This is a genomic window from Chelativorans sp. AA-79 (assembly GCF_029457495.1).
Classification (GTDB): domain Bacteria; phylum Pseudomonadota; class Alphaproteobacteria; order Rhizobiales; family Rhizobiaceae; genus Chelativorans.
This window is the reverse complement of the sequence record NZ_CP120363.1, coordinates 90874-114867: the sequence shown is the minus strand read 5'-3', so window position 1 is coordinate 114867 and position 23994 is coordinate 90874. Positions and strand designations below refer to the sequence as shown.

The 23994-nt window shown below is 62.1% G+C and carries 22 protein-coding genes; 15 read left to right on the top strand and 7 right to left on the bottom strand.

Annotated features, from left to right (window positions below; all coding sequences use genetic code 11):
* Nucleotides 1–77 precede the first annotated feature (77 nt).
* The 11 genes from PVE73_RS27680 to PVE73_RS27630 all read left to right on the top strand — a co-directional run bounded on the left by PVE73_RS27680 (nucleotide 78) and on the right by PVE73_RS27630 (nucleotide 11726).
* Nucleotides 78–992 carry a tripartite tricarboxylate transporter substrate-binding protein gene (locus PVE73_RS27680; RefSeq protein ID WP_277367963.1) on the top strand — a complete coding sequence of 305 codons (915 nt, stop codon included), beginning with the start codon at nucleotides 78–80 and terminating at the stop codon, nucleotides 990–992.
* Between the two features lie 43 nt (nucleotides 993–1035).
* On the top strand, nucleotides 1036–1989 hold the full coding sequence (locus tag PVE73_RS27675; protein WP_277367785.1) for a tripartite tricarboxylate transporter substrate-binding protein: 954 nt from the start codon (nucleotides 1036–1038) through the stop codon (nucleotides 1987–1989).
* 217 nt (nucleotides 1990–2206) lie between these two features.
* A complete protein-coding gene (locus PVE73_RS27670; protein WP_277367784.1) occupies nucleotides 2207–3160 on the top strand; it encodes a tripartite tricarboxylate transporter substrate binding protein in 954 nt (317 codons plus the stop codon).
* A 26-nt stretch (nucleotides 3161–3186) separates the two neighbouring features.
* On the top strand, nucleotides 3187–4149 hold the full coding sequence (locus PVE73_RS27665) for a tripartite tricarboxylate transporter substrate-binding protein (protein ID WP_277367783.1): 963 nt from the start codon (nucleotides 3187–3189) through the stop codon (nucleotides 4147–4149).
* 197 nt (nucleotides 4150–4346) lie between these two features.
* Nucleotides 4347–5297, top strand: a complete 951-nt coding sequence (locus tag PVE73_RS27660; RefSeq protein WP_277367958.1) for a tripartite tricarboxylate transporter substrate binding protein — start codon at nucleotides 4347–4349, stop codon at nucleotides 5295–5297.
* 109 nt (nucleotides 5298–5406) lie between these two features.
* Entirely contained in the window at nucleotides 5407–6189 is a 783-nt protein-coding gene (locus PVE73_RS27655) for an enoyl-CoA hydratase (protein WP_277367957.1), read from the top strand.
* 385 nt (nucleotides 6190–6574) lie between these two features.
* Entirely contained in the window at nucleotides 6575–7039 is a 465-nt protein-coding gene (locus PVE73_RS27650; protein ID WP_277367956.1) for a tripartite tricarboxylate transporter TctB family protein, read from the top strand.
* 11 nt (nucleotides 7040–7050) lie between these two features.
* Nucleotides 7051–8559: a tripartite tricarboxylate transporter permease gene (locus PVE73_RS27645; protein WP_277367955.1), complete on the top strand. Its 1509-nt coding sequence runs from the start codon at nucleotides 7051–7053 to the stop codon at nucleotides 8557–8559.
* 136 nt (nucleotides 8560–8695) lie between these two features.
* A complete protein-coding gene (locus tag PVE73_RS27640; protein ID WP_277367954.1) occupies nucleotides 8696–9835 on the top strand; it encodes an acyl-CoA dehydrogenase family protein in 1140 nt (379 codons plus the stop codon).
* A complete protein-coding gene (locus PVE73_RS27635; RefSeq protein ID WP_277367953.1) occupies nucleotides 9832–10902 on the top strand; it encodes an acyl-CoA dehydrogenase family protein in 1071 nt (356 codons plus the stop codon). The genes PVE73_RS27640 and PVE73_RS27635 overlap by 4 nt, the downstream gene beginning before the upstream one ends.
* A gap of 32 nt (nucleotides 10903–10934) precedes the next feature.
* Nucleotides 10935–11726, top strand: a complete 792-nt coding sequence (locus tag PVE73_RS27630) for an enoyl-CoA hydratase-related protein (RefSeq protein WP_277367952.1) — start codon at nucleotides 10935–10937, stop codon at nucleotides 11724–11726.
* A 79-nt stretch (nucleotides 11727–11805) separates the two neighbouring features.
* On the opposite strand, the gene PVE73_RS27625 is transcribed toward PVE73_RS27630, so the two are convergent.
* Complete coding sequence (locus PVE73_RS27625; RefSeq protein WP_277367951.1) at nucleotides 11806–13146, bottom strand: MFS transporter; 1341 nt, start codon at nucleotides 13144–13146, stop codon at nucleotides 11806–11808.
* Nucleotides 13147–13174: 28 nt separating this feature from the next.
* On the opposite strand from PVE73_RS27625, the gene PVE73_RS27620 reads away from it, so the two are divergent.
* From PVE73_RS27620 to PVE73_RS27605, 4 genes are all read left to right on the top strand, one after another.
* Nucleotides 13175–13963 carry an enoyl-CoA hydratase-related protein gene (locus PVE73_RS27620; RefSeq protein ID WP_277367950.1) on the top strand — a complete coding sequence of 263 codons (789 nt, stop codon included), beginning with the start codon at nucleotides 13175–13177 and terminating at the stop codon, nucleotides 13961–13963.
* Between the two features lies 1 nt (nucleotide 13964).
* A complete protein-coding gene (locus tag PVE73_RS27615) occupies nucleotides 13965–14846 on the top strand; it encodes a 3-hydroxyacyl-CoA dehydrogenase family protein (RefSeq protein ID WP_277367949.1) in 882 nt (293 codons plus the stop codon).
* Between the two features lie 19 nt (nucleotides 14847–14865).
* The gene (locus PVE73_RS27610; RefSeq protein ID WP_277367948.1) at nucleotides 14866–15690 is read left to right on the top strand and encodes an enoyl-CoA hydratase/isomerase family protein; all 825 of its coding nucleotides are present in this window, start codon (nucleotides 14866–14868) and stop codon (nucleotides 15688–15690) included.
* A 161-nt stretch (nucleotides 15691–15851) separates the two neighbouring features.
* Nucleotides 15852–16844 (top strand): LysR family transcriptional regulator, encoded by a 993-nt coding sequence (locus PVE73_RS27605; protein ID WP_277367947.1) that lies wholly within the window; start codon nucleotides 15852–15854, stop codon nucleotides 16842–16844.
* A 41-nt stretch (nucleotides 16845–16885) separates the two neighbouring features.
* Here the strand turns inward: PVE73_RS27605 and PVE73_RS27600 are convergent, their stop codons facing one another.
* From PVE73_RS27600 to PVE73_RS27575, 6 genes are read right to left on the bottom strand one after another with little or no spacing between them, the layout of a single operon-like run.
* The gene (locus tag PVE73_RS27600; RefSeq protein ID WP_277367946.1) at nucleotides 16886–18106 is read right to left on the bottom strand and encodes a CoA transferase; all 1221 of its coding nucleotides are present in this window, start codon (nucleotides 18104–18106) and stop codon (nucleotides 16886–16888) included.
* The gene (locus tag PVE73_RS27595) at nucleotides 18096–19217 is read right to left on the bottom strand and encodes a CoA transferase (RefSeq protein WP_277367945.1); all 1122 of its coding nucleotides are present in this window, start codon (nucleotides 19215–19217) and stop codon (nucleotides 18096–18098) included. Before PVE73_RS27595 ends, PVE73_RS27600 begins: the two co-directional genes overlap by 11 nt.
* On the bottom strand, nucleotides 19210–20487 hold the full coding sequence (locus tag PVE73_RS27590) for a CoA transferase (protein WP_277367944.1): 1278 nt from the start codon (nucleotides 20485–20487) through the stop codon (nucleotides 19210–19212). The genes PVE73_RS27595 and PVE73_RS27590 overlap by 8 nt, the downstream gene beginning before the upstream one ends.
* Before the next feature lie 41 nt (nucleotides 20488–20528).
* Nucleotides 20529–21650, bottom strand: coding sequence for a CoA transferase (locus PVE73_RS27585; protein WP_277367943.1), 1122 nt, complete (start codon nucleotides 21648–21650; stop codon nucleotides 20529–20531).
* A gap of 21 nt (nucleotides 21651–21671) precedes the next feature.
* Nucleotides 21672–22715 carry an acyl-CoA dehydrogenase family protein gene (locus PVE73_RS27580; RefSeq protein ID WP_277367942.1) on the bottom strand — a complete coding sequence of 348 codons (1044 nt, stop codon included), beginning with the start codon at nucleotides 22713–22715 and terminating at the stop codon, nucleotides 21672–21674.
* Complete coding sequence (locus PVE73_RS27575; protein ID WP_277367941.1) at nucleotides 22712–23869, bottom strand: acyl-CoA dehydrogenase family protein; 1158 nt, start codon at nucleotides 23867–23869, stop codon at nucleotides 22712–22714. Before PVE73_RS27575 ends, PVE73_RS27580 begins: the two co-directional genes overlap by 4 nt.
* Between the last annotated feature and the right edge of the window lie 125 nt (nucleotides 23870–23994).

Genomic DNA, 23994 nt, shown 5'->3' with positions numbered 1-23994 from the left:
CGCCGCGTAAGGCGCTGCACGTAAATTGGGAGGAATGAATGCGCATCTTAATCGCAGCACTCACTGCTTTGCTGACCATGCCCGCCGCCGTCGCTGCTCAAGATTATCCGTCGAAGCCAGTGACGATCGTCGTGCCCTTCACGCCCGGCAACTCGGTGGACATCCTCGGACGTTTCTTGGCCGAGAGTCTGAGCAGATTGTGGGGCCAATCCGTCGTCGTGGAAAACCTGCCGGGCGCGGGATCGAGTCTCGGCTCGGCCCATGTCGCCCAAGCTGCGCCAGACGGTTACACTGTGCTTTTCACCGCCTCCACCTTCACGATCAACGCGGCTGTTCGCGATGATCTTCCCTACGATCCCGAGAAGGACCTGACGCCGGTCGCTATGATCGGCGACAGCCGCTCGTTACTGGTGGTCGGTTCCAAGGTCAAAGCCAGGACGTTCGCCGATTTCGTCACCGAAGCGAAGTCGCGCGAGACGTTCCTCGCCACGCCGGGCCTTGGCAGCTACGGACATGTGACCGGCGAAATGTTTGCCGCCGCGACCGACCTGAAATTGACCCCCGTGCACTACAAGAGCGGAGCGGATGCCGGCGTGGACCTGATCGGCGGGCGCTCGGACATCCTCGTCAGTTCGCTCACGACCGCTCTGCCCAATGTCGAGAGCGGGCAACTGCATGCCATCGCCGTGCTCGGCACTGAGCGCACCGCGGCGTTGCCCGACGTGCCAACGCTCAGGGAAGCCGGCATCGACATCGTGGTGCCGAACTTATGGTGGGGCGTTTTCGTGCCGGCCGCGACGCCGGATCCGGTCGTTCAGAAAATTCACGCTGACATCGTGTCGGTGATGAGCAGCGATGCCGCCAAGGCATTCATGGATAAGCAACAGGCGGTCATCAGGCTTCCCGGCCAGAAGGAGTTTGCTCAGCTTGTCATGACCGAACTGGCGCAGTGGAAGGCTTTGGCCAAGGAGCGCGGCATCAAAGCCGAATAAGGCCGCCCGCTTCGCGACTTCAAACAGAAAAGGGAGGAAGAAAATGCGGTTTCTAGCTGCCGTACTGATGCTCGTTCTGGCGTTGCCCATGGCAGCGATGGCACAGGGCTTTCCATCGAAACCAGTGACCATGATAATCCCTTATGCGCCGGGCGGGGCAATCGATATCTCGGGCCGCTTCCTTGCCGATGAACTCGGCAAGCTTTGGGGGCAGCCGGTGGTGGTGGAAAACCGGACCGGCGGCGGCACCGCCACCGGGACCGCGCATGTCGCCCAAGCCGCGCCGGATGGTCACACGATCCTCTATAACTCCAACGCCTACACGATCATTCCGGCGGTTCGAGACGATCTGCCTTACGATCCGGCCAAGGATCTGACGCCGGTCTCGCTGATCGCCGACAGTCAGTTCCTGCTGGTGGCGGGCCCTTCGGTCAAGGCAGCAACCCTCCAGGAATTTGTGACCGAGGCGAAATCGCAGGAAACCTTCATCGCAACCGGCGGCATCGGCGGCATCACGCATTTTGCCGCCGAACTGTTCAACGCGGCCGCCGGGCTCAGCATGAAGCCCGTGCACTTCAAGGGCGGTGCGGAAGCCGCGATCGACGTCGTTGCCGGCCGCGTCGCCGTCTACATCGCCTCTACCACGACGTCCCGGCCCTTTATCGAGAGCGGTCAGCTCAAGGCGCTCGCCGTCATGAGCGATAAACGCCTCGACGTCTTGCCGGAAGTCCCGACTTTCATAGAAGGCGGCGTCGACGTGTCGATGGCGGGCTTGTGGTGGGGCGTGCTGGCGCCGTCGGGGACACCCGACGCCATTGTCCAGCAGATGCACGCGGACATCGCCAAGGTGATGGCTTCCGAGCAGGCCAAGGCCTTCATCGATAAACAACAGGCCACCATCCGGACGCTCACCCAGAAGCAATTTGCCGATCTGGTGGCCGCGGAACTCGTGCAGTGGAAGACACTGGCCGACCAGCGCGGCATCAAGGTCGAATGACGTGGCGAGGTCTCTAGCCAAACCAGATGTTTGGCTAGCCCGTAAATTCGTCGCTTTTCGACTTGCAGCGTTTCAATAAGGTGGCCGTGTTGCGGAGGAGCACGCGGCCCGCATGAAATCTTAGCTTGCAACAGCATTCCGCCAAGGCGCTCGCCTAGGTGGAGAGGCCGCGAACGACCGCGCACGGCGCAGGTCGAATGACACGGAGGAGATAATAATGAAGAAGATTCTGGCGGCCTGCATCGCAGTCCTGGCTATGACAGGAAGTACTGTCGCCCAAAACTATCCGACGAAGCCAGTAACGATCGTCGTGCCGTTCACGCCCGGAAACTCGGTCGACATTCTTGGACGCTTCCTCGCGGAAGGGCTCGGCAAACTTTGGGGTACATCCGTGGTTGTCGACAACCGGGCCGGGGCCGGGTCGGCGGTCGGCACCGCGCACGTCGCACAAGCTGCGGCTGATGGCTACACCTTGCTGTTCACAGCTTCGTCCTATGCGATCACGCCCGCGATCAGGGACGACTTGCCGTTCGATGCCGAAAAGGATCTGGTGCCGGTTGGCATGGTTGGCGACAGCCAATACGTCCTGATCGTCGGATCCAACGTCAAGGCCCGCACCCTCGCCGAGCTCAAGGACGAAGCAAAGACACGCGAGATGTTCCTCGCTACCTCCGGTATCGGCACCGGCACCCATTTTGCCGGCGAACTGTTCAGAAGCGCGACGGGTCTCGATCTCAAGCTGGTCCACTACAAAAGCGGCGCCGACTCCGCCATCGACATGATCGGCGGGCGCGCCGACGTCGCGGTCAACTCGCTGCCGACCGTTCTGCCCAATCTGGAAGGCGGCAAGCTGCATGCGATCGCAGCGATGGGTAAGGACCGGATCGCATCGCTTCCCGACGTCCCGACCTTCGCCGAGCAGGGCGTGGACATCCCGATGTCAGGCCTTTGGTGGGGGACTTTCACGCCCGCCGGCACGCCGGACGCGATCGTTCAGCAACTGAACGCCGACATGGCGAAGGTCATGGCGACAGATGAAGCCAAGGCCTTCATGGCGAAACAGCAGGCGACCGTGCGTTCGCCGAGCCAGCCGGAATTTGCCGAGATCGTGAAGAACGAACTGGTGCAATGGAAGACGCTCGCCAAGGAAAACAACATCAAGGCCGAATAAGCGAGAAGCCCGAACAAGACGGATAAATGGAGGAGAAAATGAAGGCATTATTGCTTGCCGTCGCCGTCGCATTGCTGCCGACTCCTTTGGCGTGGTCGCAGGAGTTTCCAACCAAGCCGGTCAAGATCGTGGTTCCCTATGCTCCGGGCGGCTCGGGCGACGTCACCGGGCGTTTCATCGCCGAAAAGCTGAGCGACCTGTGGGGCCAGTCCACCGTGGTCGAGAACATACCCGGTGGCGGTGGCGCGATCGGCACCGCCCATGTCACCCAGTTGCCGGCCGACGGTTATACTCTGCTATTGCATGCGCCGACCTACGCGATGATGCCGGCGCTGCGCAGCGATCTGCCCTTCGATTCCGAAAAGGACCTCACGGCGGTAACGATCATATCCGAGGCGCAGTTCATGCTGGTTGCCGGCCCGCGCGTGAAAGCCAAGACGTTGCAGGATTTTATCGCGGAGGCCAAAACCCGGGAGATGTTCGCCGCGGCCTCCGGCCCAGGTTCGAGCACCCATATGGGGGCGGAACTGGTCGCGTCGGCGACGGGCGTCCCGCTCACCGTGGTGTTCTACAAAGGGGGCGCGGAGTCGATCCTGGACGTCGCGGCGGGCAGGGCGGATGTATCCGTCGCCTCGGTGACCAGTGCGCGATCGTTCATAGAAAGCGGCGAATTGAAGCCGCTTGCAACGCTGGGGACCAAGCGATTGGACTTCCTTCCGGACGTGCCGACTTTCCATGAGAGCGGCATCGATGCCGAAGAGATTTTGTGGTGGGTCGCGCTGGTCGCGAAAGGGACGCCGGCCGAGATCGTCGACAAGATCAATGCCGATATTCATACGGTGATGACGACGCCTGAGGGAAGTACCTTCCTGGAAAAGCAGCAGGCGACCCATCCGGCTTACTCGCCGCAACAGAGCGGAGACTACATCCTGAGCGAAATGGCGCAGTGGAAGAAGGTGGTGGAGGCACGCGCCATAATGCTGAAATAAACCGTCGACGGCGGTGGCGTGACGAGTCAAAAAACAGTTGTGACTTCGTGGCGTGAACGAGCCGGTGCGATTGTAAAAACTGCCTGCTAGCTTCAAAAGCGGAAGGCGTGGGCACATCCGCCGAAATCTGGGAGAAAATCGGCAGCTGACCGCCTCTTGTCGGGGCGGGCGCACTGAGCCGATGTGAGGAGATGACAATGAAAAAGATAGTGATCACGCTCGCGGCAATCCTTGTGTCGACGGGATTGGCTGCGGCGCAGGAATATCCGACGAAGCCGGTACGCGTTGTTTCGCCCTATGCGCCGGGCGGATCGGGCGACATCTCGGCACGGTTCATCGCCGATGGCCTGGGCCAGATGTGGGGCCAGTCGGTTACCGTGGAGAATATCACGGGCGGCGGCTCGATGATCGGCGCCGGCCACGCCGCGCAGGCTGCTCCTGACGGCTACACCATTCTGGTCCATGGCACGACATTCACCATGCTACCGGCGCTCAGAACCGATCTCCCCTTCGATCCGGGCAAGGATCTAAAGCCGGTCGCGATGATTTCCGATACCCAGTTCGTTCTGGTCGTCGGGCCGAGCGTCAAGGCCAAGACGATCGCGGAGTTCGTCGAAGAGGGAAAGACACGAGAGATACTGGCGACGACCAGCGGGCCTGGAACAAGCACCCATTTCGCCAATGAATTGATCGCTGGGGCCACCGGCATGAAGATGAAGAGCGTCCACTACAAGGGCGGCTCCGAGGCGGTCATCGACGTTGTCGCCGGCCGGGCGGATCTCTATGTCGCGACGGTCACGACGGCACAGGCCTTCCTCGATTCCGGCCAGGTCCGGCCTCTGGCCGTCATGGGCCGCAGCCGGCTGGAAGCGTTCCCGGATGTTCCGACGCTTGCCGAAAGCGGCATCGACGCCGAAGTCGGCCTGTGGTGGGCGACGTTCGTTCCCGCCGCGACGCCTGATGACATCGCCACCAAGCTGAATGCCGACATCAACAAGCTGATGGCCTCGCCCGAGGGCATCGACTACCTGAAGAAGCAGCAGGCGACGCATCCAGATTGGACGCCGGTGCAGTTCAAGGAGTTCTTTGATACCGAATTGGCCAAGTGGAAGAAGGTGGCTGAAACTCAGGGCATCACGCTCAACTGACGTTGCAACCAGTGCCCGGGCATGACGCGAAGAGTGGCTCGTCATGCTCGGGCAGTATCCATTCAGCACGGCCGATCGGTCGAGATGCGCCGACCAGCAGGGGTTAGACGTGAGCGATATCCTTCTCGACAAAGCCGATGGCATAGCCACGATAACACTGAACGATCCCGGCACGCTGAATTCGTTGTCGGAAGACATGCAGTTCCGCCTGCTCGACATGGTGAACCGGACCGCCGCCGACAGCACCGTCAGAGTGGTCGTGCTCACTGGTGCCGGCCGGGGATTTTGTTCCGGCGGGAACGTCAAGAAAATGGGCTCGAAGATCGAGGAATCGATGGAGGTTCGCGCCGAGGTGATGCTGCAGAAGCATCAGGTCTCGGTACGGATTCAGGAAAGCCCCAAGGTGTTCATCGCTCTGGTCAATGGCGCGTGCTTCGGAGCCGGTCTTGGTCTGGCGTTGGCATGCGACTTCCGGCTGGCCGCGAAATCCGCGAAGTTCGGAACGGCCTTCGCCAAGATCGGGCTGTCTGGCGACTTCGGCGTGTCGTGGACTCTGACCAAATTGGTGGGCAGCGCTAGGGCTAAGGAGATGATGATCCTGGGTGACCCGATCGACGCACCGAGAGCCAAGGAGTTCGGCCTGGTCAACGACGTCTGCGACGATGTCGAGCTGCTGGACAAGGGATTGCAGTTGGCGAAACGTCTCGCACAGGGACCGAGCGTCGCCTACGGCTACATCAAGAAGAACCTAGCCGCCTCTCACAGCTCGACCTTGGCGGAAATCGTTCAAATCGAAATCAGAAACCAGATGCAGGCGTTTCAAACAAAGGATCATCGCGAAGCGGTCCTGGCGTTTTCGGAGAAGCGCCAGCCCACCTACACGGGAACTTGACTTGAGCCATTATTCGATTCGCGCAGGATCGTGCCGGGTCCAGTCATGAGCTTGCTCCAGAACAATTCTGTGATGACTTTGAATCACGAATATGGTGTTGCCGCCTGAGACTCGCCATCGGATAGTTCCGCGGCTTGGGATGGGAGCCGAGAGTTTTCCCGCTGATATCCGGGACGGAAACAGACCGCGGCTGCCATGCGGTAGTCTCGTCGTCACGCACCGCTGTCAGCATCCGCATTCGCCTGGACAGCAGGGGGGTCGACCAAGGCGAAATCGTATCTGTTGGATCGAAATCGTATCTGTTGGATCACGGATCCGTGCTTATGAAGCAAGGCGCAGACCATTCCTGTTGGTCAACTATAAAAAGAGGTGAGGAAAAACTTTGATGATCAAGAACGAGAAGGATCTCGGGGCGGGCTTGATGTTCGCCGCCCTTGGCGTGCCGATGGCATACCTCTCGACCAGCTATCGTATGGGCACCTCGGCCGAAATGGGGCCCGGCTATTTCCCATTTCTTGTCGGCTGCCTCCTAGCATTCGTCGGGTCGATCCTGATCGTCAAGGCCTTGTTGAGGAAGGATGGGAAGGACACCAACAAGATCGCCAGGTTCGATCTTCGCAGCCTCGGCATAATCACGCTCTCGATCGTCCTTTTCTCCGTCGCGCTGGATTACCTGGGATTGGTCGCCGCCGTCGCCGCGCTGGTTATCGTCTCAAGTTTCGCCAGCCACGAATTCAACTGGCGGGCGACTTTGGCGAACACGGCTTTTCTCATCGTCTTCACCATCCTGGTGTTCGTGGTCGGTCTCGGCGTGCAGCTCGAGATCTGGCCCCCTTTCATGACAAACTGATTGGCACCGAGATGGATCTGTTCAGCAATCTCGCCCTGGGTTTTTCAGCCGCTGTTTCAATCCAGAATCTGTTCTTCGCTTTTGCAGGATGCCTGCTCGGCACCCTGATCGGCGTACTGCCGGGACTCGGTCCGCTGGCGACGATCTCGATGTTGTTGCCGTTCACCTATGGCCTCGATCCGCTAGCGGCGCTGATCCTGCTCGCCGGGATCTACTATGGTGCCGCTTATGGCGGGTCCACCACCGCGATCCTGGCCAATCTCCCCGGAGAATCGAGCTCGGTCGTTACGGTGATCGACGGTTACCAGATGGCCCGGCAAGGCCGCGCCGGCGTGGCCATCGCCACCGCCGCGATCGGCTCGTTCTTCGCCGGCTGCGTCGGGACTCTGGTTCTGGCCGCGTTCGCCACGCCGCTGTCGAACCTCGCTTTCAAATTCGGCGGCGCGGAGTATTTCTCGCTCATGGTCGTCGGCTTGATCGGCGCCGTATCCTTGTCGAGCGGCTCCTTCATCAAATCCACGGGAATGGTTCTGGTCGGCCTGGCTCTCGGGCTCGTCGGCGCGGATGTGAATTCCGGCGTGCTTCGGTTCACCTTTGGCCAACCGCACCTCTGGGAAGGTGTGAATTTCATCATCCTGGCCGTGGGTCTGTTCGCATTTGGCGAGATCGTCGCCAGTCTTGAGGAGAAGGAGAACCGCGAGACCTTTACCGGCAAGCTGACCAACGTCATGCCGACGCGCACCGATTTCCGCCGGATGATGCCGGCGATCCTGCGAGGCACCGGCATTGGCACCTTGCTCGGCATCCTGCCTGGCGCCGGCATCACCATGGCATCCTTCTTCGCCTACGCCATCGAGAAGAAGGCATCGCATTATGCCAACGAACTGGGCCATGGCGCGATCGAGGGCGTGGCAGCGCCCGAGTCGGCGAACAACGCAGCCGCTCAAACCGCTTTCATTCCAACGCTCACACTGGGTGTCCCGGGCAGCGCCACCATGGCCCTGATGCTGGGTGCCATGGTGATGCACAACATCCAGCCAGGCCCATCGGTCATCACCAAGAATCCAGAACTTTTCTGGGGGCTGGTTGCTTCGATGTGGCTGGGCAATTTGATGCTGATTCTGTTCAACCTGCCGCTGGTCGGGCTGTGGATCAAGATCCTGAGGATTCCCTACCGGGTGCTGTTTCCCGCCATTCTTCTGTTCTGCTGCGTTGGCATCTATTCGACCAATCTGACCACGTTCGATATCTATCTCGCAGCCGGCGCCGGCGCTTTGGGCTATATCTTCCGCAAGCTCAATTGCGAACCGGCGCCGCTGATCCTTGCCTTCGTGCTCGGACCTTCGATGGAAGAGTACTTCAGGCGGGCTCTGGTGCTGGCGAATGGCGATTATTCAGTCTTCGTGACGTCACCGATATCGCTGGGCTTCCTGTTGCTGGCCGTTGGACTGGTGGTCATGGTCATGCTGCCGGCCCTGCGCAGGAACCGCAAGGAAATCTTCGCCGACGAAGCGGGGTGACAGGCCCGCGATCGGGAATGCTGTCCCGGAGTCACAACTGCTTTGATGCTTGATCGGTGGTTCGCGCCGGCCGGAACGCTAAGGTTCGTCAACCGATGCATCCGCGGAAACACCAAGCGTCGCGGAGAATATACGAATGCTGGACCACATCGACATCGAAGTTCTGAAAGGGGGTTCCGCTCTTCGCCGCCAGGTGCGGGATTTCGTCGAAACCGAGACGTTCCATCGCACCCCAGAAACCTGGGACTCGTTCAATCCGGATTTCAGCCGCAAGGTCGCGGCCGAGGGCTGGATCGGCATGACCTGGCCGAAACGCTATGGCGGAGGAGAACGTTCCGCGCTGGAGCGCTACGTCATCACCGAGGAATTGCTTGCCGCGGGCGCCCCGGTCCGGGCGCATTGGGCGGCGGACCGACAGATCGGTCCGATACTGCTCGCGGCGGGAAGCGAGTACCTGAAGGAGCTTCTGCTGCCGCGTATCGCCGCGGGCGAATGCTTCTTCTGCATCGGCATGAGCGAGCCCAACAGTGGATCCGACCTGGCTTCGATCCGGACGAAAGCCAGCAAGGCCGATGGCGGCTGGCTGGTTTCCGGTCAGAAAGTGTGGAGCGGTTATGCCCATCGCGCCCACTACATGAACCTGTTTGCCCGGACTTCGCCCTTCGACAAGGAAAGCCGGCACAAGGGTGTGACGCAGTTCGTCCTCGATATGTCGTCTCCAGGGATCACCGTAAGGCCGATCTATAACCTGGCGAACGACCACGACTTCAACGAGGTGATATTCGACGACGTGTTCGTTCCCGATGCCATGCTGATCGGGGAGGAAGGCGACGCCTGGGGGCAGGTTTCGGGAGAACTGGCTCACGAACGGGCAGGGGCGGAACGCTGGCTCGGCACATTTGGCCTGCTGACAGCGCTGATCGATGAGGTCGATGCCGGCATCGCGTCAGGCGATGCGGAAAGGATCGGCCGTGTCGTCGCGCAGGTCTGGACCCTTCACCGCATGTCGCTGTCGATCGCCGCCTCCGTGCGGGAAGGCGCCGACCTGCCGACGGTTGCCGCGCTGGTCAAGGACATGGGCACCGAGCTCGACCAGGCCGTCCCGGAAGTCGCACGGGCGGTTATGACCGAAAGCAGGCGGCTGGCCTCGCCCACCGGTGAAACATTCCAGCGGATCTTGCGCCGTTCCACCTTGTACGCGCCCGCCTACAGCATCCGTGGCGGCACGCGGGAAATCCTTAGGGGCATCATCGCAAGGGGCATCGGGCTGAGATGAGCGAAGCGAGCGAGGCTCTCTCGGCGACGGCGCGCCGGTTCTTTGCCGACAAGATCACGAAAACCCTCCGCGAACAGGTCGAAGGCGGCGGTTGGCCGGCGTCGTTGTGGAATGAGGCGGACGCGCTCGGCTTTACCGGTGTGGCGCTAAGCGAAGGGCGCGGCGGACTGGGCTTCGATTTTCACGACATCGCATCGCTTCTGTTCGAGGCAGGCCGGGCGGCGGCGCCGCTGCCACTCGGAGAAGCAGTGCTGGCGGAGTTCATCCTGGCCGCGGCCGATCTGCCGCCGGCGTCCGGCTTCGTTGCAGTTTCATCGGCAGCGCCGGCTGACAGGCTGCAGCTCGAGCGCGGCAATGGCGGGTGGACCGCGACGGGTGTGCTTCACAATGTGCCATGGGCGCGTCACGCTACCAACGTTGTCGCCATTGCAGAGATGGATGGCAAGCCGGTGACAATTCTCCTGCCGCGTCTCGGCCGCTGCAGCCATGGCTGCAATCTCGCCGACGAGCCGCGCGACCAACTCGATATAGATCATGTCGCAATACCCGATGACCATGTCGGAAGGGCAGGGGCGGGACTCACCTGCGCACGTATGTTCACCCTCGGTGCCTGGGTCAGGTGCGTCATGATGAGCGGCGCTCTGGAGGGCATTTTGGACATCGCCGTCGGCTACGCCAAGGATCGTGTCCAGTTCGGCAAGCCGATCGCGAAATTCCAGGCCATCCAGCAGCAGATGGCGGTCCTCGCATCGCAGGCGGCGTCAGCCGCGGCCTCCGCCGCCGGAGCAACGGCGGCGCTGTCCACCACGGGCGGCGATTTCGAGATTGCGCTGGCCAAAACGCGTGTCGGCGAAGCGGCCGGCATCGCCGCTGCTATCGCACACCAGGTTCATGGAGCGATCGGCTTCACCCGGGAGTATCGCCTGCAACTTAGCACACGGCGGCTGTGGGCTTGGCGCGACGAGTTTGGCGGAGAATCCGAATGGGCGGCGAAAATCGGCGTCATGGTTGCCGCTGGCGACGGCCGAGCGCTTTGGCCGCTGCTGACTGCCGCGGAACATGGCTGACAAAACATGTCTAGAGACAGGGAGCGGACCATATGAGCGACGAGAAATATATTCTTTTCGAGACCGACGAGCATGGCGTGGCGACGCTCACGCTCAACCGACCGGAGAAATACAACGCTTTCATCCCGGAGATGCTGACGCAATGGCGCGAAAAATTGGCGGAGGCCAGGGATGATCCCAAGGTGCATGTCGTTGTGCTCACCGGCGCCGGCAAGGCATTCTGCGCGGGCGGCGACTCCGGCAAAATGGCCGATAGGGCGACCGAAAACGCGCTGACACGCAAGGATTTCCTTTGGCGTCAGGTGCACGAGATTCCTTTGCTGCTCGATCGCTTCGAAAAGCCGATCATCGCGGCGATTAACGGCGCCGCGCGCGGCGCTGGTCTCGACATGGCGTTGATGTGCGACATCCGTTATATGGCGGAATCCGCCAATGTGGCCGAGAGCTACATCAACGTCGGCATGATCGCGGGAGATGGTGGCGGCTATTATCTTCCCCGGCTGATCGGGCTCGATCACGCTCTTGAGATCTGCCTGACCGGTCGGGTGGTGGGATCCGCCGAAGCGAAGGCGCTCGGGATGGTCACGCATGTCGTGCCTGACGAAGAACTGCTACCGGCTGCATACAAGCTGGCGCGCACCATCGCCGAGCAGCCCCAAGCCGCCATCAGGATGTACAAACGCTCGCTCTATCAAAGCCTGTCCATGACCCTGTCGGCCCATCTCGACATGGTCTCCTCGCACACCTCCGTGCTGCGCGAGACGCCGGAACATCGCGAGCGTGTCGAGCGGCTTCGCAACAAGACGTTGCCCAAGGCATCCTGAAGGGACGGCTTGTATGCATCTCCGCGGCCGCGATGCGGCCGTTTCGCCGGACTGTCATGCGGCGGCGGCTAAAGCGGAATCAACGCTTGTGACGGAAGCCGGCCAGCACATGAGAAAGCCCGACGGCAGATCCGGTGAGCATAAGGCCGAGCGCCAGGAAGATGCCTGCCACGCCAACCGATGAGGCAATCAGGCCGGCACCCAGCGGGATGGCGAACTGGGTGAGCCGGTTTGCCGCATACCGCATCGACAGCGCCGTGGCTCGCGCGGCGGGCGGTGCGACCTGAACCACCAGCGCGATGGAGCAAGCCAGAGCGAGAGACAGCGATATGCCGGCGCAGGCGAGGCAGAACGCGGTAACGTATACGGATGTCGGAACCGCCAGTCCGCCAACCGAGACTGCCGCTCCAACCGTCGCCCCCAGCAGCAGAGCCACGCGTCCGAGGCGGGCCACCAGCCATCCGAAGCATACGCGCGAAAGGATGGAAGCCGCCGACTGCAAGCTGAGCATCAGTCCAATCGCGCCCGCATCGATGCCGCGCTCGACGCCCAGCACGGGGATGAACACCAGCAGCAGATCCTGGGTGGTGACAAACGCGCTGCCGAGCAGCACCAGCGGCAGCAGCTTGGGTACGCGGGCGAGTTCCCGCATCGGCACCTGCGGCTTCTCCTGCCGATGCATGCGCACCGACGCGCGTGCCGCCGCGAACAACGCGACCCACAGCATCGCCGCAGCAACCAGACACACGACGAGGATGCCGTTGCCGAGCGGAAGCGAAAAATAGGCGATGACAGTGATGGAAAGCGGCCCCGCCGCGCCGCCGATGCCCAAGCAGATCATCAGCCGGCCAATCGATCGGTCGCGATGATGAAGTCCTGATGCCTTGATCGCCAACAGCTGAAGTATGGAGATCAGGATGCCCTGAGCGACCCCCAGCAGAACCGTGCCGATCACCAGCGATGTGACGGACGCTGGTTCGTGGAGCAGAGCCAGCAAGGCCGGCGGCACGATCGTCGCGCCGGTCAGCATGGCGATGCGGATATCTCCGCGGTCGTAGAACCGCCCCAGTGGGATCGCCAGCATTGCCGGCAGGAGCGCATAAGTAGCCGAGATCAAGCCGACGTAGGCGGCGGACAGATCGAGATCAATCACCTTGTAGGTGGTTGCAACCCGTGCGAGCGGCAGCGCGAGTTGCGCCAGGAAAGCCGCGGCAAGCACCGGATACAACACCGATTTAACGACGATCTGCCTCGCCATCGGAACTCCGTTGCGGCTGCCATGCCACCCTAGTGGATCGAAGCCGAGCCTAGAAACTCCATGCACACAATTTAGATGTGCCGTGGAGTCAACAAATCGAAGCTGTCTGGCAAAAATGCCTCTGCTACACCAGCCGCGTGATCGGGCAGGTTGGCTCGCCATCGGAATTTTTGTTGCCTTGTGAGGTGAGATGACTGTGGAATTGTTGGAGGAGCATCGGGATGGGGTGGTCACCCTGGCCCTCAACCGGCCGGAGAAGCGCAATGCGCTGAGCATAGATTTGCTTTCCAGCATCCATGAAGCAGTGAGGCGTCTATCGTCCGACGAGACGGTTCGCGTTCTCGTCTTCAGCGGCGGGCTCGACGTGTTCGCGGCAGGTGGCGACATCACGCAGTTGCAGGGAGCGACGCCAGAGGAGATGTTTCGGCGCTACGAATGGCAGCGCTATCTCTGGGATTCGATCGAGAGCTTTCCGCGGCCGACCATCGCGATGATTGCCGGGCTGGCGCTCGGCGGCGGCTGCGAATTGGCGTTGTGCTGCGACTTCCGGATCGTTTCTCCCGACGCGGTGATCGGACTGCCGGAGACCCGCATCGGCGTCATGCCCGGTGCCGGCGGCACGCAACGACTTGCGCGGTTGATCGGCACGTCGCGCGCCAAGGAGATCATCTTTCTGGGAGAAACGGTTCCTGCCGAGCAGGCGCTGGCCTATGGCCTCGTCAACAAGGTGGTCGAGAAAACCCAGCTAGTGGCCGAGACGCAAGCTTTTGCCGACCGTCTCGCCCGCGCAGCGAGCTTCCCGCTGCAGATGGCCAAGGTCGCGATCAATGCCGGACAGGACGTCCCGCTGCCTACCGCGCTGAAGATCGAGCGGCTGGCGTTCAGCAATCTGTTCGGCAGCGCCGATCATGTCGAGGGCGTCGGCGCTTTCCTGGAGAAGCGCAAGCCGGATTTCAAACGCAGCAAACAGGGTGGCTGAGATGAGCGAGCTCAAGAAGATTGCCGTTCTTGGCGGCGGGACGATGGGAAACGGTATCGCGCAGATTTGCGCGGCCGCTGGCTACGAAGTCTCACTCGTCGAGGTTGATCAGGTCGCCCTGGACAGGGCACTGGGCCGGATAAAGGACAGCCTCGCGCGCTTCGTCAAGTCCGGAAAGATGACGCAGGAGGTTGCCGATTCAACGCATCGGAGCATCCGTCCCGTGACCAGTTTCGCCGACATCGGCAACGAGGTCGACATGGTCATCGAGGCCGTTCCGGAGGTGCTCGACATCAAGAAAAGCGTTTTCGAAATGCTGTCGCGGGAAACCCAGCCTGGCACCATCCTGGCGACCAACACGTCGCAGCTCAGCATCACCAATATCGCGTCGGCGGCGAGCCGGCCCGAGGACGTGATCGGCGTACATTTCTTCAATCCGCCCGTGCTGATGCGGCTGGTCGAAGTGATCCGCGGTGTGAAGACCTCCGACCGCGCGCTGGAAACCGTGCTCGGCTTGGTGACCAGGCTGGGCAAGGAAGCCGCGGTTTGCAAGCGCGACACGGTCGGCTTCATCACCACGCGCGCCGCCACGGCTCTGCGGCTGGAATGCCTGCGCATGTATGAGGAGGGGGTCGCCTCGATCGAGGACATCGACCGTGCCATGCGCCTCGGCTTCAACCATCCGATGGGACCATTCGAGCTCAACGACTACAACGGTCTCGACGTCGCCTACAACGGCGCGAAATCGCTGCGTGAAGCCTATGGCGAGCGGTTCGCGCCGCCGCAGAGCCTGACCGCGCGCGTCGCGGCGGGCATGCTCGGCCGCAAGACCGGGCAGGGTTGGTATGACCATTCCGGCGAAAAGCCCGTCCCGATCAACTGAAGCGGAAGCAGACCAAGTTATGGATTACAGCAGTTACGAGCATCTGATCGTTGCGATCGACAACGGCGTCGCCACGGTCACCATAAACCGGCCCGAGGTCTACAATGCCGTCAATCACCGGCTTCACATCGAACTCGGCGACATCTGGCGGGATCTCGATCGTGACAAGGATGTCGGCGCGATCGTTGTGACTGGAGCCGGCGACAAGGCTTTCTCGGCCGGAGGGGATCTCTCCATGCTCGAGCATCGCATGTCGCTGCCGGCAGAAGAGCGGTTCAAGGAGGCTATCAGCTGGGAACCGCGCGACCTCGTCTACAACATGGTGAATTGCGACAAGATCATCATCGCGGCGATCAACGGCACCGCTGTCGGCGCCGGTCTCGCGGTGGCGCTGATGTCGGACATTTCCGTTGTGTCGGAAACGGCCAAGCTTGGCGACGGGCATATAAGGCTTGGTGTCGTGGCGGGCGATCACGCGCCGATGATCTGGCCGCTGCTGTGCGGCATGGCAAAATCGAAATACTACCTGCTCACCGGCGATTTCATCGATGGCAAGGAGGCCGAACGCATCGGCCTGGTCAGCATGGCCGTGCCGCAGAAGGATGTCCTTCCGAAAGCGCTCGAGCTGGCCGAACGTTTCGCTACCGGTCCGCAATTCGCGCTGGGCATGACCAAGCGTTCGCTCAACCAGTGGCTTCGCCTCGGCGGGCTGGCATCCTTCGATTACTCGCTGGCGCTGGAGAAGATGGCGTTCTTTTCGGGCGACGCCCAAGCCGGCGTGCGCGGTGTGCGCGAGAAGAAAAAGGCGGTCTATCCCTCCGCCCCCGGCAAGAGCAAAGCTTGAGTCTGGTTGCCGAGAGAGCGAAGTCCCATCCGCCGCGATAGAACATATTTTGGGCGATCGGCGCAACTGGCAATGTTGACTCATGGTCAACATTGCCAGACAGTTTCCTTATGTGAGCTGGAGTCCTAACTGTTCCGGCTCTCGCGGCAAGGGAGGAACCTGTGTCGAGAATCAGACGACCGCTACAGAATTTCGGCTCGACCTGGGTGCTTGCCTGCCTGGCCGAGCAGCCCAATTTCACCGCCGTCGGCGCCATGCTCGGAATGACGGCCTCTGGCGTCAGCCGCTCGATATCGCGGCTTGAGGAACGTCTGGGCATGAAGCTGGTCAACCGGACCACGCGCAGCGTGAGCCTGACCGACGAAGGCCAGGTCTATGCTTCGCGTTGCGCCGACATCGTTCGCCAGTTCGAACAACTCGAAGATTCTCTTCTGGCGGAAAAGAAAAGCGTCAGGGGCAATCTGAAAATTCAGTCGACGCCGGGCTTTGGCAGGTTGGTAATCCTTGCCGCGCTGCCGGATTTCCTCGCGCAATATCCTGATCTCAACGTTGAGGTGCTGCTGGATGGCCGTCATCTCGATCTCATCACCGAGAACATCGACGTCGCCGTGCGGTTCGGCGTGCCGAGGGACAGCAGCTTGATCGCGCGCAAATTCTGTAGCGTTTATTACGGGCTCTATGCGTCGCGGAAATATCTGGAATCCTCCCCGGAGATACGCTTTCCCGAGGATTTGGAGCGTCACCGCTGCCTCACCTACATTCAGCCGCAGACCGGGCTGGTTAGGAAGTGGATATTGAGCGTCGACGGCATCGACCAGGTCGTGAAGCCGTCGAATACCGTGATGACCAACGATATGCAGGCGACGCGAGATCTGGCGATCGCCGGCGCCGGCGTCGCTTACCTGCCCGATTTCTCTGTCCGGGAAGCCATGACCGCAGGGAATCTGTTACCTATCATGCCGGCTTACATCCACAAGGGTCCGAAGGTTTACGCGACCTACGCCCGTAATCCGCACGGTTCCCATCGGGTTCGCGCTTTTCTGGATTTTCTGAAAGCGGCGATCGGCCCGACGCCGGTCTGGCAGCGCGCGCCCGCCGCCGACCTAACTAGATTGGGTGGTAGCGGGTTGGCGGCCGGTCGGCCTCTCATGTAGGTCTCGCCTGGCCGGGTCATATAGCCGGTCAGGGCTGATCGTCATCCGAACGCGCCGGCGGCGGTTGCCGCATCGATCTCTTCGTTAGTCATCGCAAGCAAGTCGCGACAGACATCGAAGCTGTGCTCGCCCAGCAGAGGCGCCGAACGTTCCAGCCGGGCGGGCGTCCGGCTCATCCGGATCGGTGCCCTCAAGTAGCGCGACGGCCCCATTTCGGAGTGCGGCAGCACCTTGAAACATTCCAACGCGGCGATGTTGGGATCGCCTTCGACGAGCGTCGCCGCATCGTTGACGACGCCGGCCGCGATGCCCTTTGCCTGAAGGAGGTGCATGACAGACTTGCTGCTGGATTTCGTCGTCCAGACGGCGATGATGCTGTCGAGGACCTCGGCATTGGCCACCCGCAGATCATGCGATGAAAATCTCGGGTCGGAGGTGAGCCGGGGTTGGCCGACAACCTCGCAGAAGGTTTGCCACTGGGTTTCACCCTCGACCGCCACCGCCACCCATTGATCGTCGCCCTCACACGGATAGACGCCATGCGGACTGAAGCGGCGGGACAGGTTTCCGCTGCGCGAAACCGGCTCCTCGTGGCCGTTTCGGACAAATGCGCTACCAATGACGTTGATCGTGGATTCCAGTTGCGAAACCTCGATCTTCTGACCTTCGCCGGTCGCGCGTCTGTGGATGAGTGCCGCCAGCACCGCGAAGGCCGCATGCATGGGGTTGGGTACATGGTCCGGATAATTCGTGCCGGTGCCGACGGGAGGACGGTCGGGATAGCCACACAGGTTGAGCAAACCGGACACCGCCATCAAAGTTGCGCCAAACCCGGTGAAGTTCTTGTACGGGCCTTCCGAGCCGAGCATCGGCATTTCGAGGTAGACGATGTCCGGCTTGATCTCCGCCACATCTTCATAGCCAAGCCCCCAGCGGGCCATGACGCCCGGCGCGAAGCTGTTGGCGATCACGTCGGCGTCGGCGATTAGCCGCCGCGCCAGATCCCGGCCGGCGGCAACGCTCATATCGAGCGCGACGCTCTTCTTGTTGGCATTCCTCGCGGCGAAATAGCCTGAGCGCTCGTACTGGACACCGCTTGCCGCCAGAGGCGGCGTTATCCGCAGAACATCCGGCCGGGACCTCGATTCGATCTTGATCACCTCGGCGCCGAAATCAGCCAGGATGCGCGTCGTCAGCGGCCCGGCGCCGACCCAGGTAAAGTCGATGATGCGAACGCCATGCAGGGGAAGGTCATGCGTCATTGTTGAACTCAGGCACTTTGGTCGCCAGCGATGCTGGAGTGCGGGACAGGCGATAGGGCGGGCCTGGCAGCAACATCGGCGCCCCGTCCGGCCCGATCCGCACTTCCTGGAAAAACTCCCTCTCGATCAGCTGGGGATCGTTCAGCGCGCCGTCGACGTCGTTCACCGGGCACATTGCAATGCCGCGCCGTTGCGCCTCGATATACAAGTCCTGCTTGAGCTTATCCTGGGCGAATTCGGTGAAGATCGTCTCGAAGCGTTTTGTGGCCTCGGGGGTCGCCTTCCACGCCGGGTCCTGCCAGGCCGGTTTCGCAAGCTCTTCCGACCCTGGAGCGCCGGCCTCGATCAGCCACTCGACCAGGGCCTTCCAACCCCGAACCGTACTCAGCCGCCCCGCCATCAGGAATACGGAGCCGTCGCGGCAGTTGAAAAGCCCGGACGCGGCTTCCGCATAGCCGGCACCGATACGCTTGCGGACGACCTTCTGCAGGTCGTGAAACTGGATGGAGTTTTCGAGCGCCGTGGCGACAGCGTGTTGAATCGGAATCTCGATATACTGGCCTTTCGCGGAGGTCAGCCGCTCGTAATAGGCGATGAGGACGCCAACTCCGCAGTACAATGACGCGATCGTATGGGACTGGTTGCCATAGGCCAGCACCGGCTCGCGGTCAGGATAGCCGGCCAGCGTTAACATGCCCCCCAGGGCCATGTTGGTAAGGTCTGTCGACCGGAATGCCTTGTAAGGGCCCTCGGTTCCAAACGGCGAAATCTTGGCCCAAATCAGCTCTGGCAATTGCCGCATCAGCTCGGCGCGGCTCAGGCCGAATGTTTCGAGCAAGCCTGGCCGGAAACTTTCGATGACAATATCGACCTCCCGCAGCCGGGAACAGAACAGGTCGATCCCTTCTCGGGTGTCCGGCTCGGCGATCAGGCGCGTTTTGCCGAGGTTCAGGAAGATGTCCGCGGCGCCCGGCGCGGTTGGCGAGGGTGCGAGCCGCGTGACGTCTGCTCCCATATCGGCGAACAGCTTGCCGGCATAGGCACCTTCCTCTCCGCTGGCGTCGAGGACCCGGAGTCCTGCGAGCGGGCCAGGCTGGCGGGCCTTATGCACCGACTTTCTTCCCTTCCGCCATTTTGACGATGCCGGCCGCCTGCAGGCTGGCGATTGTTGTGGCGTCGAGGCCGAGAATGTCCGACAGCACGTCGGTGCTGTCGGCGCCAAGCTGTGGCGGCGCGTTGCGCTCCACCTCGGGAACGGCCGAGAATTTGAGCGGATTGCCGGCAACCGCGATCTTGCCGATGACCGGGTCGTCCAGTTCGAGCAGCATGTTGCGGGCCTCGATGTGTGGACATTCGAAAAGATCCCCGACGTTCTGCACCGGCGCGGCGGGAATTCCGCCCTCGCGAAAGAACGCGCAGGTTTCCGCTTTTGTTCGGCCCGACGCCCAGTCCTCGATGATTGGCCGAACCACGGTTTCCAGAACCTTGGCGCGATCCTTGCCGCTGCGGAGTTCCGGCCGATCGATGAGGTCGGCGCGACCGATCGCCTTGGCAAAGCGTTGCCAGATCGGCTCGCCGGCGACGCCAAGCACGAAGTAGCCGTCCTTGGCCTTGAAGACGTCGTAGGGGCAACTCGTAGAGCTGGCGCCGCGCGAGCCTTCCTGCTTGAAATGGCTCCAATAGGTGATGACGGATTCCGTCAGCATCACGGTGGCGTCATACATCGACAGGTCGACGCGGGTACCCTGGCCCGTCAGGTTGCGGAGGTTAAGAGCGGCGAGAACGCCCATCGCCGTCATCACGCCGGATATCTCGTCGGCGAGCGGAATGCCGAGGTAGGTTGGCGGCTGTCCCTCCTTGGTCGGGCGCCACATGATGCCGCTCAGCGCCTGGGCGATAATGTCGAAGGCCGGCAGATTGCCCATCGGGCTGGGCAGCACGTCGGAATGGCCAAATCCGGTAACGGTGGCGTAGATCAGCCGCGAATTGGTTGCCTGGAGTACATCCCAGCCGAAGCCCAGCTTGCTCAGCACGCCTGGCCGGAAGTTCTCGACCAGCACATCCGATTTCCCCACCAGTTCAAGCAGCAATTCCTTGCCCTTGTCGGTGCGGAAATCGAGCGACAGGCTGCGCTTGTTGCGGTTGGCGCGGGTGAAGCTGTAGCTCGTCGTGCCGTATTCGTTGTTATAGACGGGCGGGTTGTTCCGGTATGAATCGCCTTCGGGCAATTCGACTTTGATCACGTCAGCGCCAAGATCGGCCAGAATCATCGTCGCAAGCGGACCGGCGATGAAGTGCTCGATCGCCAGCACAGTGACCCCGCTCAGCGGCCGCACCGGTTTGGCTGTCGCGCCGGCGTGCGATGTTCCTGCATTGGTCATTTGTCACTCCGATGATCTGGTGGGCATTTCAAGCGAGCCGCTTAAGGCCAGATGGAACTGATTTCGCCGTCGTTCTCGCCGGCCGCTGGATACGTGGTGGTCTCGGGCGAGACGAAGGATTTCTGAATGGGAAGCGGCAGAGCCGGAATCTCTTTTCCGGACCTCAGCCGCAACTTCCGCTCGAACACCCCGCGTGCCACGAATTGGGGATCGTCCATGGCATCGCGCGCATCGCGCGCGATCTCGACGCAAACCTCTTCGCCTGCAAAGATCGCGTCCCATTCGGCGCCGGTTTTTTCGGCGAGCTTCGATTGGATGAGCGCCCTGACCTTGGCCGGTTCCTTGCGGTCCTGCCGTTCGGCCTCCGACAGGCCGAGAATGTCGCAGAAGCGCTTCCAGAACTGCTCCTCGAGCGGGGCCACCGAGATGGCGACACTGTCGGCGGCGAGATAGATACCGTAGCGCGGCGAGTCGCCGGTGCTCGGCAGGCGCTTGCTCTTGTCCGGCGCGATGCCCTGCAGCACAGGCGATAGGGCGCGCCGCATCCAGAAAAACGTGTTCTCGGCCATGGCGATGTCGAGATGCTGGCCGCGCCCGGTTTTCTCCCGCTGCAGCATGGCCAGCATGATGTTGACAAGGGCCGGGTAGGTGCCGCCGCCGATGTCGGCATAGTGGCCCTGCGGGTAGGCAGGCCGTCCGTCCGCCTCGGTCGCAAGCCCCAGCAGGCCGGTCCGCGCGATGTAGTTAAGGTCGTGCCCGACCTTGTTGACCAGCGGCCCGGTCTGTCCGAAGCCGCTGATGGAGCAGTAGATCAGCCTCGGATTGGTCTTTGACAACTGCTCGTAGCCGAGACCGAGTCGCGCCATCACGCCCGGCCGGAACTGTTCGACGAGTACGTCGGCGCGCGCCGCCAGAGCCTGGGCGGCCTCGCGGCCGCTGTCGCTCTTGAGGTCGAGCACGACGCTCTTCTTGCCCTTGTTCAATAGGGCGAAATCCACCGGCTCCTTCGAGGCCTCGGTATAGCTTTGCCGGCCGGCTTCGCCGGAACCCGGACGTTCGACCTTGATCACGCTGGCGCCGGCCTCAGCCAGCACCAGCGTGCACAGCGGCCCTGGGAGCAAGGCGGTGAAATCGAGAACGCGTAAATCCGACAAGGGAAGCATGGGGTTAATCCAGATGAGCGGTCAGTTCTTTGCGGTGCCTGACAATTTCGGCCACAGCTCGTCCGAGCCGAGCCCGATGAAGGTCCGCCCGACTTTTTTGCGCCACTCGACCGCGGTGCCGTACTGGTCACGCCAGGCCCACAGCCGTTTGGTCGACTGTTGAAGCGGAAATTCCAGCGTGAAACCCATGGCGCCATGGAACTGGTGGGCGGCGCTGGCGACGAATTCGACGGCATCGGCGAGTCTGGCCCGCGCGGCCGCCACCATCACATCGCCCATCGGTTCGTCGAACGACCGTGCCGCGGCATGCGTGATGATCGTGCCGGCGCAGACCTCCTCGGCCATCTGTGCCGTCTGGTGCTGCACGACCTGGAAGGTTTTCATGTGCTTGCCGAAGATCACGCGGTCCGAGACATACTGGACCGACATCTCGAGCACCTTTTCCAAGGCGCCGGAGATGAGCGAGGCCTGGGCAAGCGACGTGAGGAGCCAGAAGCGGCCGGCAGTTTCCGGCGACAGCCGTGCCGTTGGCTCGGAGCGATTGGAGGGTAGGATCAGCCGGCCTTCCGGTTCGCCGGCGATGTTCTTGAACGATTGCCCGGCGAATTCGATGATCTCGACCGTGGCACCGTTGTCGTCCAACGAGACAAGGACCACCGGTTCGTCCGGCCGGGCCCACGGAACGTCGATGTAGCGGCCTTCCGGGCTCTCGCCCGCCGGGCTTTGCGGAAAGCCGGCAAAGGCGACCGACAAGGCGCCTTCCGGAGCCGGCAAGCCGCATTGATCGAGCACGGCACGGCCGATGATCGTCTGAACCAACGGCATTGGCAAAGCGTAGCGCCCGGCAAGTTGCGCGATCTGGAATAGTTGCTCGGGCGTTGCCTCCGCTCCGCCGTTGTCGGCATTTCGCAACAGATCGCAGAATCCCATCTCGTCGACGGATTTCCACAGGTCCGGCGAAACCTCGCCGTTGATGGTCAGCTTCGGCGCGGTGTCGCTTTTGGCGACGTCGGCAAAGAGTCGCTCGGCGGAATGGACGAGGATCGAATTCGTGCTGTCGTTCATCGCAGGCCCAACCCCCGAGCTATGATTCCGCGCATCACCTCCCGCGCACCGCCGCGAATTGTGAAGGCGGTGGTCCAGAGTTGGCCGTGATCGAGCAGGGCGCCCAGCAGATGGTCCTTGCGGTGCCGGTCGAGCCGCTCGGAGCTGATGACGTCGCGGGCGACCCTGACCATCTCCTGCTCGAAGCAGGTGCCGAGATCCTTGACGACCGCCGCTTCGAGGTTGGGCGCCTTGCCGATCTCGAGCATGCCGGCGACGGAGAGCGACATCTGCCGCAGAGCCAACAGGTGGCTGTAAATCCTGCCCATCGAGGCTGCGGTCGCGTCGCCGATCTCGCCGCCAAGCTCTTCGGTCAGCTGCGCGAGCAGGCGAAAGGCGCTCAGCCACCGCTCCGGGCCGCTGCGCTCATAGGCCAGTTCGGTGCCGACCTGTTGCCAGCCCTGGTCGACCACCCCGAGCAGGGCGTCGTCCGCCACGAACACATCGTCGAACAGCACTTCGTTGAAGTCGTGCTCGTGGGCGATGTTGATGATCGGCCGGATCGTCAAGCCCGGCGACGGCACCGGCACGATGAACTGGCTCATTCCATTGTGACGGTTCTCCGGCGAGTCGGTGGTGCGGGCCAGCGTCAGCACCTGTTGCGCGTGATGGATGTTGCTGGTCCACAGCTTGGCGCCATTGATGCGCCAACCCCCGTCGACCTTCGTCGCCCGGGTGCGTAAGGAGGCGAGGTCGGAACCGAGATCCGGCTCGCTCAATCCGATGGCGAAGACGCATTTGCCGGTCGCGATGTCCGGCAGATAGCGCTTCTTCTGCGCCTCGGTGCCGAAACGCATGATGATTGGACCAGTCTGACGATCGGTCACCCAATGCAGGCGCACCGGCGCCCCCGCCGCTAGCAGCTCCTCGGTGACGACATAGCGATCAAGATTGCCGCGTCCGCCGCCGCCATATTCCTTCGGCCATGTCAGCCCGATGAAGCCGCGTTCGCCGAGCCTCCTGGTGAAGTCATGCGAGACGCGCATGCCGACATAGTCCGGCGGCGGCAATGCCCCGGAACGCCGCTCCTCCATAAGGAAGGCGCGCAGCTCCAGACGGAGCTTTACCGTCTCTTCGGGGAGCTTGTTCGGTGGAAACTGAATTCTGGTGACCATCAATGTCGCCGGCTGGCTGGGTTATCATCGGCCTGACGACCGGCGCTTGAACGCCTGGCGACGATAGTGGAAGTGGCTCGGCGTAAACATAGTTGGAACCGGCACAACACTCGTGAGCGGTCGTC